This window comes from Pollutimonas thiosulfatoxidans (genome assembly GCF_004022565.1).
In the GTDB taxonomy this organism is placed as follows: Bacteria; Pseudomonadota; Gammaproteobacteria; order Burkholderiales; family Burkholderiaceae_B; genus Pusillimonas_D; species Pusillimonas_D thiosulfatoxidans.
In genome coordinates, this window is sequence record NZ_CP022987.1 from 2,939,163 (window position 1) to 2,955,297 (window position 16,135).

The following is a 16,135-nucleotide window of genomic DNA, read 5'->3' on the forward strand; positions in this document are numbered from 1 at the left end:
AGTCGACCTAAGGCTTTCCTTGCACGCTGTTTTCATAGGTGGATTATAACCTTGCTTGCCTTTTACAAGTTAATTTGCGTATATCACTTGTTTTTTGCAAGTGATGGGTCTAGCATGTTTATTCGTCGAACCTGACGCAAATTTAATCAAAGGACAAACCATGAACTACGCAATTATTGGCTTCGGCCAGATCGGCCAGGCTCTTGCCAAGGCATTCGCCCGTAGCGGCATCGAGGTATCTGTTGCAACCACCCGCGACCCGCAAAGCTTTGCATCCACCGCAGCCGCGATAGGAGCCAAGGTCATTCCAACAACCTTGGCGGAAGCCGTCAAGGCGGACATCGTATTTCTGGCCGTCCGTTACGAGGCGCACCGGGATGTCGCGAAGGCGCTGCCGACCTGGAAGGGAAAGATCATCATTGACGTGACCAATACCTACGGCGTGTCTCCTGAGGATTTAGGAGGACAGCCCTCTTCCAAGGCCGTCGCGCAAGCTTTCACCGGTGGAAAATTGGTTAAGGGGTTCAATCATTTAGCCGCAGCCACACTGGACCAGGATCCGGCGGTACAAGGTGGCAGAAGAGTCGTGTTTCTAAGCGGCGACGATGAAGGCGCAATAGCGACGGTTGCGGCCCTCGCCGAGCAGCTTGGCTTCGCACCTGTCAATCTTGGGAAGCTCGAAGAGGGCGGCAAGCTTGTGCACGCTCGCGACAAGACTTGGGGCCCACTGATCTTCCAGGACTTGTTCATGAAAAGGGCGTGACGCTACCCCGGGGCTGCTTTCAGGATGATCGTCCCAGCCCCACTTAGCCCTGGCCAGCCGGCTTAGGGCACATCATCTTGCGGCCAGAATCTCCGAACCCAGCCGCTCGTTCGCGACCGACTCGCTTAGATCGAATCTCCCGCGCCAAGATTGAACGCCCAAGAAAACACATTAAAAAACCGTTCGATTTAAGCCTAATAGCCTAGTGCTTACCCCGGCCATTGACTGGGGCTTACACCCATTGGCCCCCTCCATCTGTCCCTCTCGACGCGCGGACTCGAGCACAGTTAAGCTGCCCGCTCAGTCGTTACGGAAACATTAAGACATACAAGTCGTTGTTCCGCGCGTCTGCTTTCTTTTTGCTTCACTTTTTTATCCACGTGTAACTGTGGAGTGTCGTAGGTAGGCTTTCTAAAGATCAACAAAAGTGCGCTGAATGCGCTACTACCCGAGGAGATAATGTCATGGTTACACTGGTCAAACACGATCTAGAGTTCATTCTCAAACAAATCCGTATTGCCGAGGCCCATGCCAACGGCGGGGACCTTGCACAGCTCGTTGCGCAGGCCGGGCAAGCGGCCGGTGCAGTGGGGGCCGCCCCGTTACAGCCTCACCTGCAACCGTATGGATTGCGCACGGTCGACGGTACCTATAATAATCTGATCGCGGGGCGTGAAACCTGGGGTGCAGCCGACCAGCCTTTCATCCCGCTCACAGAGCGCGTCTTCCGTAACGAGGGCGACGACAGCCTGGCCCCCATCACGAACAATAACGATTACGGCGAAACCGGCAACGTTGTCGACGCCGATCCCCGTCTGATTTCCAACCTCATCGTCGACCAGACCAGCAATAATCCCGCGGCAGTTATCGTTGCGCAGCAATGGCGCGACGCAGGCTACGAAGTCCAACAGACGCCGGTATTCAATAATGGAGTGCCGCTGCTGGATGGCAACGGCGTGCAAGTTGTCACCTACCAGTTCCCGAATATTTCGCCGGATATCGGCGACTCTGCGCCATTCAACGGCCTGTTTACCCTTTTTGGCCAGTTCTTCGATCACGGTCTTGATCTGGTCCCAAAAGCCGGGAACGGCACGATCTTTATTCCGCTACAGGCGGATGACCCGCTATACGTACCAGGTTCTCCCGCCAACTTCATGGCGATGTCCCGAGCCACGCTGGAGCCGGACAACATCACGACACCGTGGGTCGATCAAAATCAGACCTATACATCCGATCCATCGCATCAGGTGTTTCTGCGCGAGTATGCCCTGCTCGATGGCAGGCCGGTAGCAACGGGGCATCTGCTGGAAGGCGCGCGTGGCCTGGCGACGTGGGCTGACATAAAAGCGCAGGCGCGCGATATTTTGGGTATTGAGCTGACGGACGCCGATATCGGCAATATCCCTATGCTACGGGTCGACCCTTACGGAAATTTCATTCCCGACAGCGACGGGTATCCGCAGATCGTTGTGGGTCTGGGACCTGACGGCATTCCCAATACTGATGATGACGAGGTAGTTTCCGGGACACCCGGGGCGCCTGCCAGCACGGCGATGGCAGTGCGTGTGGACCATGCCTTCCTGGATGATATCGCGCATGCTGCCGTACCCATTTTTGATCTGAATGGCGTGCTTCAAACCGATGCCGACGATCTGGTCGGCTACGCCGGCGCCTACGGCGCTGGGGGCCGGCAACTGGCCTACGATAACGAAATGCTCGACGCCCACTACATTACCGGCGACGGACGGGGCAACGAAAATATCGGCCTTAGCACCATTCACCATGTCTTCCATGCCGAACACAATCGGCTGGTCGAGCATACGAAAGACGTCATTCTCGAGTCCAACGACTTGGCCTTTCTGAACGAATGGCTGCTGCAAGCCGTAACGGAAGTGCCGACGAACCAGGCCGATATCGACGCCCTGGTCTGGAACGGCGAACGGCTGTTCCAGGCCGGCCGGTTCACCAATGAAATGGAATACCAACATCTTGTCTTTGAAGAGTACGCCCGCAAGATGCAGCCGGACATCGATGCGTTCGTATTTGAACCTTCGGCCGACATCAATCCGGCGATCTTTGCCGAGTTTGCGCATGCTGTGTACCGCTTCGGCCATTCGATGCTAAATGAAAACATCGATCGGATCGAGAGCGACGGTACGTTCAACCCCATCCCTCTGTTCAACGGCTTCCTTAATCCGCTGGAGCTGGGCGCTGTGGACGAGGCCGGCAACGTGATTGTCGACCACGACACCGCAGCGGGTGCCATCATTCGCGGCATGTCGCGCCAGGCCGGCAACGAGATCGACGAATTCGTGACGAACGCGCTGCGTAATCAGTTGCTGGGCATACCGCTGGATCTTCCTGCAATAAATATTGCGCGAGGCCGGGACACTGGCCTGCCGTCGCTGAACGAGGCGCGTGCCCAGTTTTACCAGATGGCGAACCAGGATACGCAACTTAAACCTTACGAGAGCTGGGCCGATTTTGCGCTGAATCTGAAGAATCCCGCTTCTATCGTGAACTTCATCGCCGCCTATGGCACGCACTCCAGCATCATTGCGCAGACCGGCATAGAAGGCAAACGAATCGCGGCAAGCGATCTAGTGCTGGGAGGGGCCAATGCGCCCCTGGACCGCCTGGACTTCCTGAATTCGACCGGCGCGTGGAGCGTGGCCGAGACGGGTCTTAACGATATCGATCTCTGGGTGGGCGGCCTGGCAGAAAAGCACATGGACTTCGGCGGCATGCTGGGATCCACCTTTAGTTTTGTCTTCGAACTGCAGTTGGAAAACCTGCAGGATGGGGATCGCTTCTATTACCTGTCCCGCGTGCAAGGTCTGAACTTATTGAACGAGCTGGAAAACAACTCGTTTGGCAAGATGATGATGCGTGCCACCGACCTGGGCGATGAGAACGCCACCGCGTTGCCAGGCGATATCTTCTCGACGCCGGACCATACGATCGAGATGGATCAGTCGCGGCAGATCGGCGCTGATCCTCTGTTCGACGATCCGATTCTCAATGCGATCAGCCCGAAGGTGGTGCGCAAGGATCTGGATGGCGATGGCGACAATGACGTTCTTATCTATCATGGCGGCGAGCATGTTGTGCTGGGCGGCACTGAAGAGGACGATGTGCTGCAGGCCGGCGACGGCGATGACAGCATTTGGGGGCGTGGCGGCAACGATACGATTGAGGCCGGCTATGGCGTGGACCACGTACACGGTGGCGACGGCGATGACGTTATCACGAACTCCGGCACTGATATCGGGATGGCCGACTTTCTGCACGGAGAAAAGGGCAACGACGCCATACACGGCGGCAGCGGCATGGCCCTTATTTTCGGGAACGAAGGGCAAGACTTCATCATTGCCGGGCCCGACGGCAAGCATGTACTGGGTGGCCGAGACAACGACTTCATTCTGGGAGGAGACGGCGTCGACTTTCTGATGGGCAACGAGGGCGACGACTGGATAGAGGGTGGCGGCCGCTTCGACACGCTGGCGGGCGACAACTCCGAACTATTCTTCAATTCGTCCATCATCGGCCATGATGTACTGAATGGTAATGGCAACGACACCGACTACGATGCCGAGTCGGGTGATGACATCATGTTCCAGAACGACGGCATACAACGCAGCAACGGCATGGCGGGATTTGACTGGGCGATACATAAGGGGGACGAAAGCGCCGCCAACTCGGATCTGGGCATTCCCTTATTCAGCACACAAGAGGCCTTCATTCTCCGTGATCGCTTCGACCTGGTCGAAGGCCTGTCAGGATGGGTTCATGACGATACCCTTACTGGCCGCGTATTGCCCACGAATGCGCGAGCCGAGCTAGACAACACCGCCGCCATTCCCGCCGAGAACAGCACCCTCGATTCCTATTCGAACGCGTTGCTCGAGAAGAACGTCTCTCTCATCTCCGGCCTTTCGGAACTTGTTGCCCACAAGGAGCGCACGACTGTCACAGTCGCCGGTGTGGAAGAGACCATCGTGATGGACACAGCCGACGCCTCGGACATTCTGCTCGGTGGTGGCGGCAGCGATGTCATCAAGGGTCTAGCTGGCGACGACGTCATCGACGGCGACCGTTGGCTGAACGTCCGGATCGCAGTCCATGATGCGAATGGCAGCGAAATAGGTTCTGCGGAGGGCATGGGGCACCCCGTGTATGACGCCGACGGCAATGTACTTTTCGACGGGCGTACCCTTGATGCCCTGGTGTTCGATCGCACGATCAACCCTGGAAATCTCGGTATTGTGCGGGAGATTCTCGACGGAAATGTCGCCTCCGATATCGACACCGCCGTCTATACCGATGTAGTGGAAAACTACTCCTTCACTCGCAATGCCGATGGAAGCATTACGGTTGATCATAGCGGCTTCGATGAAGACGCGGGCCCGGATGGCGACGAGGGAAACATCGTCAACGCCGTATCCGACGGAGTAGATCGGCTCTTCAATATAGAGGTATTGCGCTTCTCGGATGGCAATGGCGGCACGGTGGATTACCAGGTTGACCAGCTTTTCAACATTCCTGCCACCGGCGCGCCCGTTATCAGCGATGCAACACCCACCGAAGGTCAGCCGCTTACGGTTGATACCACGGGCATCGTCGACGAAAACGGGCTGGGCACCGGCGGCTTTGACTACCAATGGCAGGTATCTACCGACGGCGGCGCGACGTGGAGCGATATCGTTGGTGCAATCGACGCGACGTTTACGCCGGCAGACGGCGTGGCCGGCCAGGTCGGTGCCAGCTTGCGGGTCTCTGCGACGTTCACCGATGGCAAGGGAAACATCGAAACCCTGTTCTCGTCACCCACCGGCATCGTGGGCGACAACTGGACAGGTACAAGCGCAGCCGATCTGTTCGTGGGCACACAGGGCGATGATATCGCCAACGGGGCCAACGGCAACGACTTTCTGCTCGGCGGTGCCGGAAACGACACGCTGACCGGCGCCGGCGGAGACGACGCGCTCGATGGCGGCGCAGGTAACGATAGCCTGCATGGCGGCCTAGGCCTTGATACCTTGAACGGCGGAGCGGGCGACGACACAATGGACGGAGGCGCTGGCAGCAGCGATACGGCAGTGTACGTGGGCGCGGCGCACAACTTTTCGATGGAACGCACGGGCGGCACGATCACGGTAACCGACAATACCGGTGCCGAAGGCGTCGACACGCTGACCAATGTCGAAGCCCTCCAATTCAATGGCGTCAGCTACACCGTGGTCAATGGTACCAACGCCGGCAACCCCGCCCTGAACGGGCTCAACGGAACCGCCGGTTCACAGGTCGTTTTCGGCATGAACGGAGCCGACGCCATCAATGGCGGTGCCGGAAACGACATGATTCACGGGGGCAACGGCAACGATACGATTACGCAAACCGGCGGCACAGGCGGGCGTGATCTTGTCAACGGCGGAGAGGGCGTCGACACCTACCAACTGAATGGCGTGGCGGGCCCCGAAATCTTCACGATCTACACTCGTACCGCCGCAACCGCGGCCATAGCGGGTCTCGTCCTTGCGACGAATACCGAGATTGTGGTTGCACGCAACGGCCTGGTGATCGCCGAGCTGGACAACATCGAAGAAATTCGCGTCAACACGCTACACGTAACGGCGCCCGGCGGCAACGGTGGCGGCCTGAACGCCGGCGACCTCATACAGGTTGTGGGCGATTTCACTGAAACCAGCCTGGACTTCAACACGATTACGATCGATGGGAGCGCCGCCGACGATTCGGTCGATATCAACTCGTTGCTTTCGGCGCACCGGATCGTGTTCCGCTCCAACGGCGGCAACGATATGATCATCGGCGCGCTGCGTGCGCAGGATGTCATTGAGCTTCCGGCGGGTATGACTCAGGAAGGCTCGACGGTTATCAGCACAAACGGCTTGACCACAATCAGCAGCGCCGACCATAGCGTTACGTTCGCCAGCGACAGCATGCCGACCATCCGCCTCGCTAGCGGTGATCAGTTCATTTCCGATCAAAATCAGAACGATCAAGCCGATCAAGATGAGGATGTCGGGGACGATGACGATGATCAGGAAGGCGATGATGCCCTCAGCGACAACGACGACCACGATGATGACCGTACTGAGGGGATCGGAAGCGACGGCGGTCGGCAGAATGGAGGATCAGGTGACGACCGGATGAGCGGCAAGTCTGGCGACGACGTTCTGAGCGGCGGTTCGGGAAATGATCGTCTGACCGGAGGATCTGGCGACGATGTTCTTAACGGCGGGTCAGGCAACGACGTCCTGGATGGCGGTGCCGGCGACGATGTGCTCAATGGCGGCTCCGGCGACGATGCGCTTAAAGGCGGTTCGGGCGACGACATTCTGAACGGTGGGTCGGGGAACGATATTCTGCACGGCGGGCTGGGTGACGATATCCTCATCGGCGGTTCCGGCGATGATATCTTCGTCTTCGGTGGCGACGACCGGATCTCCGACTTTTCGATCGGCGATGACAGAATCGATCTGCGCGAGTTGGGTATCACCGCTAACACGTTCAGTTCCAAGGTGATGGTCACGGCCTCAGGGGACGATATGTTGTTGACGATCCTGGGCGACACCATGATGGTTTCGGATATCAATCCCCAAGATATCGGCATCGATTCCTTCATTCTGGCAACGGAGGGCGACGCGGGCGGTGCGCTGGTCAATACTGTTCCGCCCATCGAGGATTACTTCCTTTGCTAAAGCAGCAATCGGACCGGAGAAATCCGGTCCGTGCGGGCTGATGGCCGGCGCAGACAGCCACAGCCCGCAGGCCTTGCCGGGATAAAAACAATATGCTCACGAGCACAATACCCACTGGAACGCGACGCTGTCGTTGGGTTGGCATTACGATGCTCTTCCTGACGTGTAGCGGTGCATGGGCGCAAGGCGCAGACGCCGAAGCGCGGAGCGCGCCAGTTGCCACTGCGCAACGCGATGTGCTGGACCTGTCCAGGGCTTGGCGCGCCGCTCTTGAGTACGATCACGCTTATCGGGCAGCCATCAGTGAACAGGCTGCTACGCAGACCGAGCGGGCTCAAGGGCGGGCCGGCCTGCTGCCCCAGGTTCAGGCCGGCTACCAGCGCAGCCGGGTAACAGGAAGCCTTACTCGTCTTGATTTTCTGGACGGGCAGTCGGGCTCCAGACTCGACTACGACTCATACAACGCATACATCCAATTGCAGCAATCCTTATTGAGTCCTGGTCGTTACGCCGATTATCAGCGCGGCAACGCGCGGGCCGACATGGGCGCTGCTGTATTCGAGGTCAAACGCCAGGACGCAGGCATGCGACTGGCGATCGCTTATTTCAACACCCTGCTTGCCTACGAGGGTCTGGCGCTACAGCGCTCGTTGACGACGTCGTTGCAAAGCCAAGCCGCCGCGATCGAGTCCCTGTATCGCCAGCACGAAGCTACACGGATCGATGTACAGGAAACCGAGGCACGCCTGGCCGTGGCACGCGCGGATCTGATCGTAGCGGCTGACCAATCGACTGTAGCCTTGCGAGAGCTCGAGACCTTGCTGAGTATCGTGCCCACTCACCTGGCCACGCTGGGCGACGACTTCCCGCTGCCGCCGCTCAGGCCGGCCAAATTACATGAATGGCTCGATAAGGCACGCAGCGACAACGCCGATGTGCAGGCCGCACAGCTGGCCATCAGGGTGGCCAGTACCGAAGTCGATGTGGCCGCCAGCAGGTATATGCCGACCACAGACCTGGTGGTCGCCTATGGCAGGTCGAACAGCGAGGATCTGTCCGCATTAAACCAAAGAACCAACACCTTTTCCATCGGCATTCAAATCAGCATCCCACTATTTGCCGGCGGCTATAGCAAGGCGAATGTGGCGCGGGCCCGCTCCGAACGGAGCCGCCTGCAGCATGAGCTTCGAGCCACGCTGGAGAGAACCGACGCAGAGGTTACACGCCAGTACACGAATGTGCAGGCGGGAGCTGATCATATCGAGGCGCTACGCGCTGCGGTGGCATCTGGCGAGCTTAGTCTGCATTCGGCCCAGAAAGGATTCATGGTTGGCATCACCGGCAATCTCGAGGTGCTGAAGGTGCAAGACCGACTTTATCGGACGCGGTACGAGCTGGCCAAGGCCCAACTGGAATACCTGCTGGCACGTCTCAGCCTGGCCGCGGCGGTGGGAGACCTGCATAGCAACACGTTTGACGAACTCAACGATACCTATCTGAACAAGGTCGTATCGCTGATCGACAACACCCCTCGCGGCAGTGTGCTGGTAGCACGCTCAGAACAATAAACAAGGAGCATCGATGATGAAACCATCCCGCCGCACGGAGCTGAACGAGGCGCTACACGGGTTTCGCAAGACGTTTTACTGTCTGGCCGCCTTTAGCTGTGTCATCAATGTCCTGGCCCTAACGCCAGCGCTTTATATGCTCCAGGTGTACGACCGGGTGCTGGCCAGCGCCAACGAAACCACTTTGCAGATGCTGACCTTGTTGGTGCTGGGATTGTTCCTGCTGTCAGGCTTTCTGGAGTTTTCACGCTCTTCGGTGCTGATCCGCGTTGGCAACCGTTTCGACATGATGCTCAATACCCGAGTATTTACCGCAGCGTTCGAACGTAGCCTTATTGGCGCCGGAGGCAGTCCGTCGCAGGCCGTGCAGGACTTGGGCAACTTGCGACAGTTCCTGGCTGGCAATGCACTGTTCGCATTCTTCGATGCGCCCTGGACGCCGATCTATATCGCAGTGACGTATATGGTCCACCCTATGCTGGGCTATTTAACCCTGGGAGGCTCTCTCATTCTGTTCGTGCTGGCCTACATCACGAACGCCTCAACGCAAAAGCCGTTGGCCGACGCTAACCGCGCTTCCATAGCGGCCGGGCTGTTTGCCAATAATCATTTGCGCAACGCTGAAGTCATCGAGTCGATGGGCATGCTGCCCGGCTTACAGTCTCGCTGGTTCGGTCAGCACAAGCGCGTGCTCTCTCTTCAAACACTGGCGTCCGACCGCAGTGCACGCATCAACTCCTTTACCCGCTTCGTCCGTATTTCCCTGCAGTCGCTGAGCCTGGGCGCAGGCGCAATGTTGGTGATCGAAGGGACCATCACGGCCGGCATGATGATCGCTTGTTCGATCCTGATGGGCAAGGCCTTGGGGCCGGTCGAGGCTGTCATCGGTTCATGGAAACAGTTGCTGAGTGCACGAGTCGCTTATCAGCGGCTCGATGAAATGCTGAAGGCGGCTCCAGCACGGGGCGATAGCACTAGTCTGCCAGCACCGACCGGGCGCCTGGAACTTGACAACGTGTTTGCAACCGCCCCGGGTGGCCAAGACTTGATTCTGAAAGGCCTGGGCTTTAGCGTTGATGCCGGTGAAGTCGTAGGCGTTATCGGGCCCTCGGCCTCGGGAAAATCGACCCTGGCGCGTCTTCTGGTAGGGGTATGGCAGGCCAATCGAGGTCATGTGCGTCTGGACGGGGCGGACGTCTTCCGATGGAATAAAGACCAACTCGGGCCCTGCTTGGGCTATTTGCCGCAAGATATCGAACTGTTCGAAGGCACCGTGGCGGAGAATATCGCCCGCTTCGGTGCAGGCGTTGACGCGGACATCGTCCTGGCCGCGCAGCGCGCAGGGGTTCATGACATGATTTTGCGCCTTCCCAAGGGCTATGACACGAGGCTGGGCGCCAATGGCGCCTCATTGTCAGGTGGACAGAAGCAGCGTGTAGCGTTGGCTCGGGCCATTTATGGCGATCCGGCCCTCGTCGTACTGGATGAGCCGAACTCTAACCTCGATGACTCGGGTGAGACGGCCCTGGTACAGGCGGTTAACGATCTGAAGCGCCGCGCGGCAACCGTTATCGTCGTCACACACCGGATGAATGTCCTGAAAGCAGTCGACAAGTTGCTGGTGATGCGTGATGGCGCGATGGCAATGTATGGTCCGCGCGAAGAAGTGCTCAATGCGCTGCGCCAGCAGCAGGCACCGTCTGCGGCAGCCAATGCGCCAGCCCCAACGCATGCCTCCCTCCATGTTGTTGCCAGCGCGTAGGATGATCATGAACCAATACACGAAAAACGATATCGACGGATCAGACCTCGAAGTGGATACCAATACGCATGCACCGCTGCGCTGGGGCCTGGCTGTGCTGCTGATAGGCTTTGGGGGTTTCATTTACTGGTCCGCGTTTGCACCCCTGGATGCCGGCGTACCCGCCGACGCAACGGTGCACGTGGCGGGCAATCGCAAAACCATACAGCACCTTGAAGGCGGCACGATCGAGGAAATTTTGATCCGCGAGGGGGACAAAGTCAGTGCCGGCCAAGTATTGCTGCGCCTGAACCGTACCCGCGCCCTCGCCGAGCAGGGTGTGGTCAGCTCGCAATACATCATCGCAAAGGCGATCGAAGCCAGGCTCCTTGCCGAGGGTGACGGCTCGTCTTCCATTGCCAATGATGCGGAGCTGGTGGCGCGTTTCAAGGACGATCCGCGTTTTATCGAAGCCACGAGCGCCCAGGCGCGCCTGTTCCATACTCGCCGCAAAGCCTTCCATGGCGAAATCGCGATTCTTGTAGAAAGTCAGCGAGGCGCTGAAGCACAGCTTAAGGGGCTGACCCAGGTGCACGCCAATCGTGGGGCCCAAGTAGGCTTCATCAATCGCGAGTTGAAGGGCGTGCGCGAGCTGGCCAAGGAAGGCTATCTACCCCGTAACCGCATGCTGGAACTGGAGCGGGACGCCTCGCATCTACGGGCCGCCCTGTCAGGCGACGTAGTTGAAGTCGGGCGTGCGCGCAATCAGATCGCAGAGCTGAAGCTTCGTATCTTGCAACGAGGCCAGGAGTATCAAAAAGAAGTGCAATCACAGCTATCGGACGTGCAAAAAGAGGCCGCCGCACTGGGCGACCGGATGGCTTCTTTGGATTACACAGTGCGCGAAACCGACATTCGGGCGCCCATCGACGGATACGTACAGAACCTAAGCGTGCATACCGTCGGTGGGGTAATAGGGCCGGACACTGTGTTGATGGAACTGGTTCCGAACGCACACGCTTTTCTGGTTCATGCGAAGGTGCCCGTGCAAGCAATCGACAAGGTCGCGCCCGGCCTGGGCGTAGAAATCACCTTTCCGGCGTTCAATCATGCAAAGACACCTAACATTCCCGGAAATGTACTGACCGTGTCGGCCGATCGGTTGACGGATCCTGAAAGCAAAATGCCTTACTACCTGGCTCAGGTCGAAGTCACGCCCGAGGGCGTGACTATGCTGGGACCTAATGACATTCGTCCAGGCATGCCGGCTTCTGTGCTGATTCGCACCGGCGAACGCACCATGCTCAGCTACCTTCTCAAGCCCTTCCTGGAAAGGCTCGATAAGTCCTTCAAGGAACAGTAGAATGCGCCGGGCTCTGACCATTACAGGACTCGTTTGTCAATTGGCATGGTGTCTGACTGCTGTGGCGGCTTCCGCAGCGGCTGTGCCGCCCGCGCCGGAGCAAACGACACTGACGCTGTCGCAAGCTTGGCGGATGGCTATGCAAAACGACCCCACGCATCATGCAGCCATCAGTGAACGGGAAGCGGGTCAAACCAACAGGACAATAGGCCGGGCCGGTTTGCTGCCGCAGGTCACCGCTACGCTGGGGCGCCATAAAATTCGCGGCACACTGGAAACGCCCGGAGCGTGCGGGCCCACCTGTACCGACTTGGACTACACGAGTCGTACCAACGAGATCAAAGCCACTCAAACAGTATTCAACTGGAGCCGGATTGCCGAGTATCGTCAAGGCCACGCACGTGCGGACTACAGCTTGGCCATTTTCGAAACCAAAGCAAAAGACAGCTCGATACGCCTGATCAACCGATATTTCCAGACCTTGCTGTCCTACGAAAACGTAGCGTTGGCCAAAGAAAAGTGGCAAGCCAACGAGAAACAATTACAGGCCGCACAGCGGCGTTTTGAAGGTGGCGAGGGCACCATACCCGACGTGCGCGAGACCCGGTCCCGGCGTGATCTGGCTCGCGCCGACCTGATCAAGGCCGAAGATGGGCTCATCGTGGCGCAGCGCGAGCTGCAAGAAATGCTGGGCTATCTCCCGGTACAGCTTAGCGCGCTCAAGCGCAATTTCACTCCGCAGCCCCTTGTCCCCGCCACAGAGGACGACTGGCTGGCGTTGGCTATCCAGAATAATGCGGAGATCCGTTCAGGCCAAGAAAACCTGCGTATTTCAAATCAGGAAATCGATCGTACATTCGGTGGGCATTTGCCTACGCTGGATATCGTAGCGGCACGACGAAAAGTCGCTGCCGAAACCATATCGACGCGCGACCAATCGAGCATAAGCACGTCCATCGGCATTCAACTGGCCCTGCCCATTTTCTCGGGTGGGCTGGTCAGCGCCCAAGTCAAGCAGGCGCGGCATAATCATGAGCGCGCTGCGCAGGAACTTGCGGCCACCCGCGAGCGCGTGGCCGTAGAAGTCACCCGGCAATACCAGGCGGTGGTTACCGGCGCCCACCGTATCGAAGCGCTGGAGCTTGCGGTGAAGTCTGGCGCCGAAGCTCTAAAGGCAACAAAGATGGGCTATCAAGTGGGTACGCGCAGCATAATCGACGTTCTGGATGCCGAAGAACAAATCTACCGCTCGCAGCTCGATCTCACCCAAGCCCGTCTGGAGTATGCCCTTGCCCGTCTCAGCCTGGCCGGCGCGGCTGGGCGCCTGGATGCCGCGGTAATCGAAGCGGTGGACAACACGCATTTTGGACCAGAGAAGATCGTGCTGCGCTAAATGAAAGCACGGAAAGCCTCTTTAGAATCAGTATTGGCGTTGATCAACTTTTCCCAAAACCAGCACACCCCTACACATCAATATTCGCCGCCTGCAGAGCATGCGTCTCAATAAACGCGCGACGCGGCTCCACGTTGTCGCCCATCAGAGTCGTAAAGATTTCATCCGCAGCGATCGCGTCTTCCACCTGCACGCGCAACAAACGGCGAGCTGCCGGATTCATGGTGGTTTCCCATAGCTGCGCGGGGTTCATTTCGCCCAGGCCCTTGTAGCGTTGCTTGGTAATGCTGCGATCCGCCTCGGCCCGCAGCCACTGCATCGCCTCGCGGAAGTCAGACACGTATTTTTCCTTGCGCCGTTCGCCTTCGCCGCGCGCGACCAGGGCGCCATCGCCCATCAGGCCAAGGAAGGTTTGGGCAGCCTTGGACAGCGTGGCGTAATCAGCGCCGCGTACAAACATGCGGTCGAAAACGCTGACGCGTACGTTGCCATGGTGCATGCGTCGCAAGATCAAACGCCAGGAGTCGCCCTCTTCGTTCTCATCGACGCTAACGGTTACGCTGCCCGGCAGCGCAGGGTCGTCGATAGCATCGAAAAGTCGGGCAGCCGACGCCGCAGCCTGCTCGGCGCTGTCAAGGTTGATCTCGACGCCTTCGGCCATGGCCGACAGCGCTGGCATGTCTGTGTGGCGTGCCAGGCGGTTGATGACGGAGTCGGCCATGATGTACTGGCGCGCGAGCTCAGCCAGGGCATCGCCGGTGATGGGCTCGGCGCCTTCTCTCACGATAAGCGCAGCATCCTTCAGGGCAACCTGCAGCATGAACTGCGCCTCTTCGGCGTCGTCTTTCAGATAGCGCTCTTCGCGGCCGACCTTCACTTTGTATAGCGGCGGCTGTGCAATATAAATGTGGCCGCGCTCGACCAGTTCGGGCATTTGCCGATACAGCAGCGTCAACAACAAAGTGCGAATATGCGCGCCATCGACGTCGGCGTCAGTCATGATGATGATGCGGTGGTAGCGCAGCTTGTCGATATTGAAGTCGGGGCCTATGCTGGTTCCCAGGGCGGTGATCAGCGTGGTGATTTGTTCGCTGGCTATCAGCCGGTCGAAGCGAGCTTTTTCTACGTTAAGCACCTTGCCGCGCAGCGGCAGGATGGCCTGGAATTTACGGTCGCGACCTTGCTTGGCCGAGCCCCCGGCAGAGTCACCCTCGACGATGTAAATTTCGCACAGGGCGGGGTCTTTCTCTTGGCAGTCGGCCAGCTTGCCCGGCAAGCCGGCACCTTCCAGCACGCTTTTACGGCGTGTCATTTCACGCGCGCGGCGGGCGGCGTCACGGGCGCGGGCGGCTTCGATAATCTTGTTGCACAGCGCCTTGGCGTCGTTGGGGTTCTCCAACAGCCAGGTTTCCAGCGTACGGGCAACGGCCTCTTCGACTGCGGGGCGCACTTCGCTGGACACCAGTTTGTCTTTGGTCTGGCTGCTGAACTTCGGCTCGGGCACCTTCACCGACAAGACGCAGGCCAGGCCTTCGCGCATGTCGTCGCCGCTGGTGTCGACCTTGGCCTTCTTGGCCATGTCGTTGTCAGCGATGTATTTGTTCAAGACCCGTGTCATGGCGGCGCGCAGGCCGGTAAGGTGGGTACCGCCGTCACGCTGGGGGATGTTGTTGGTGAAACACAAGACGGTTTCGGTATAGCTGTCGTTCCATTGCATGGCGACGTCCACACCAATTGGCGTCTCGCCTCCTTGCGATTCGGTGCTGACCGAAAAAACGTTGCTGTGCAGTACTGTCTTGCTGCGGTTGATGTATTCAACAAAGCCTTTTACCCCGCCCAGGAAGGCGAAGTTTTCTTCCTTGCCGTTGCGCTCGTCCAGCAGGCGGATCTTCACGCCGTTGTTCAGGAACGAGAGTTCGCGCAAGCGCTTGGCCAGGATGTCGTAGTGGTACTCCATGTTCTCGAAGATCTGGCTATCAGCCAGAAATTGCACACGCGTACCCGTGGTATCGGAATCGCCAATGACAGCCAATGGCGCTACCCGCTCGCCACGACGAAACTCCATCTCGTGGGTATGGCCATTGCGCGAGATGGTCAGGCGCAACCATTCGGACAGTGCGTTCACGCAAGAGACGCCCACGCCATGCAGGCCGCCCGAAACCTTATACGAGTTATGGTCAAACTTGCCGCCCGCATGCAACTCGGTCATGACGATTTCAGCGGCGCTGCGATGAAATTCGTCGTCCTTGTGTATGTCGGTGGGAATGCCTCGGCCGTTATCGCTGACCGAAATGCTGTTGTCAGCATGGATGGTGACGACGATGTCGTCGCAGTATCCGGCCAGCGCTTCGTCAATGGCGTTGTCGACGACTTCAAAAACCATGTGGTGCAAGCCTGTGCCGTCGGATGTGTCGCCGATGTACATGCCGGGCCGCTTGCGCACAGCCTCGAGCCCTTTGAGCATCTTGATGGAGTCGGCGCCGTACCCGGGTACGGCAGCAGTCATGGTTTGGTCTGACATAGTTTTGAACCTTATATAAGCCTTGCGGCTATCGAAGCGCGCCGAACCGGCGGTTCGGTACGCT

General features: G+C 58.5%; 7 protein-coding genes. 6 read left to right on the top strand and 1 reads right to left on the bottom strand.

All coding sequences use genetic code 11. The annotated features are described in order from the left end of the window. Nucleotides 1-160: 160 nt before the first annotated feature. The 6 genes from CKA81_RS14305 to CKA81_RS14330 all read left to right on the top strand — a co-directional run bounded on the left by CKA81_RS14305 (nt 161) and on the right by CKA81_RS14330 (nt 13,550). A complete protein-coding gene (locus CKA81_RS14305; RefSeq protein WP_128355894.1) occupies nt 161-763 on the top strand; it encodes an NADPH-dependent F420 reductase in 603 nt (200 codons plus the stop codon). A 464-nt stretch (nt 764-1,227) separates the two neighbouring features. Next, the gene (locus tag CKA81_RS14310) at nt 1,228-7,485 is read left to right on the top strand and encodes a peroxidase family protein (RefSeq protein WP_128355895.1); all 6,258 of its coding nucleotides are present in this window, start codon (nt 1,228-1,230) and stop codon (nt 7,483-7,485) included. A gap of 92 nt (nt 7,486-7,577) precedes the next feature. Beyond that, a complete protein-coding gene (locus CKA81_RS14315) occupies nt 7,578-9,053 on the top strand; it encodes a TolC family protein (RefSeq protein WP_128355896.1) in 1,476 nt (491 codons plus the stop codon). Nucleotides 9,054-9,066: 13 nt separating this feature from the next. Further along, the gene (locus CKA81_RS14320; protein ID WP_128355897.1) at nt 9,067-10,815 is read left to right on the top strand and encodes a type I secretion system permease/ATPase; all 1,749 of its coding nucleotides are present in this window, start codon (nt 9,067-9,069) and stop codon (nt 10,813-10,815) included. 7 nt (nt 10,816-10,822) lie between these two features. After that, the gene (locus CKA81_RS14325) at nt 10,823-12,157 is read left to right on the top strand and encodes an HlyD family type I secretion periplasmic adaptor subunit (protein ID WP_199287547.1); all 1,335 of its coding nucleotides are present in this window, start codon (nt 10,823-10,825) and stop codon (nt 12,155-12,157) included. Between the two features lie 139 nt (nt 12,158-12,296). Next, the gene (locus CKA81_RS14330) at nt 12,297-13,550 is read left to right on the top strand and encodes a TolC family outer membrane protein (RefSeq protein ID WP_164878414.1); all 1,254 of its coding nucleotides are present in this window, start codon (nt 12,297-12,299) and stop codon (nt 13,548-13,550) included. A gap of 70 nt (nt 13,551-13,620) precedes the next feature. On the opposite strand, the gene gyrB is transcribed toward CKA81_RS14330, so the two are convergent. Beyond that, nucleotides 13,621-16,071 carry a DNA topoisomerase (ATP-hydrolyzing) subunit B gene (gyrB, locus tag CKA81_RS14335; protein WP_128355900.1) on the bottom strand — a complete coding sequence of 817 codons (2,451 nt, stop codon included), beginning with the start codon at nt 16,069-16,071 and terminating at the stop codon, nt 13,621-13,623. Nucleotides 16,072-16,135: the final 64 nt, after the last annotated feature.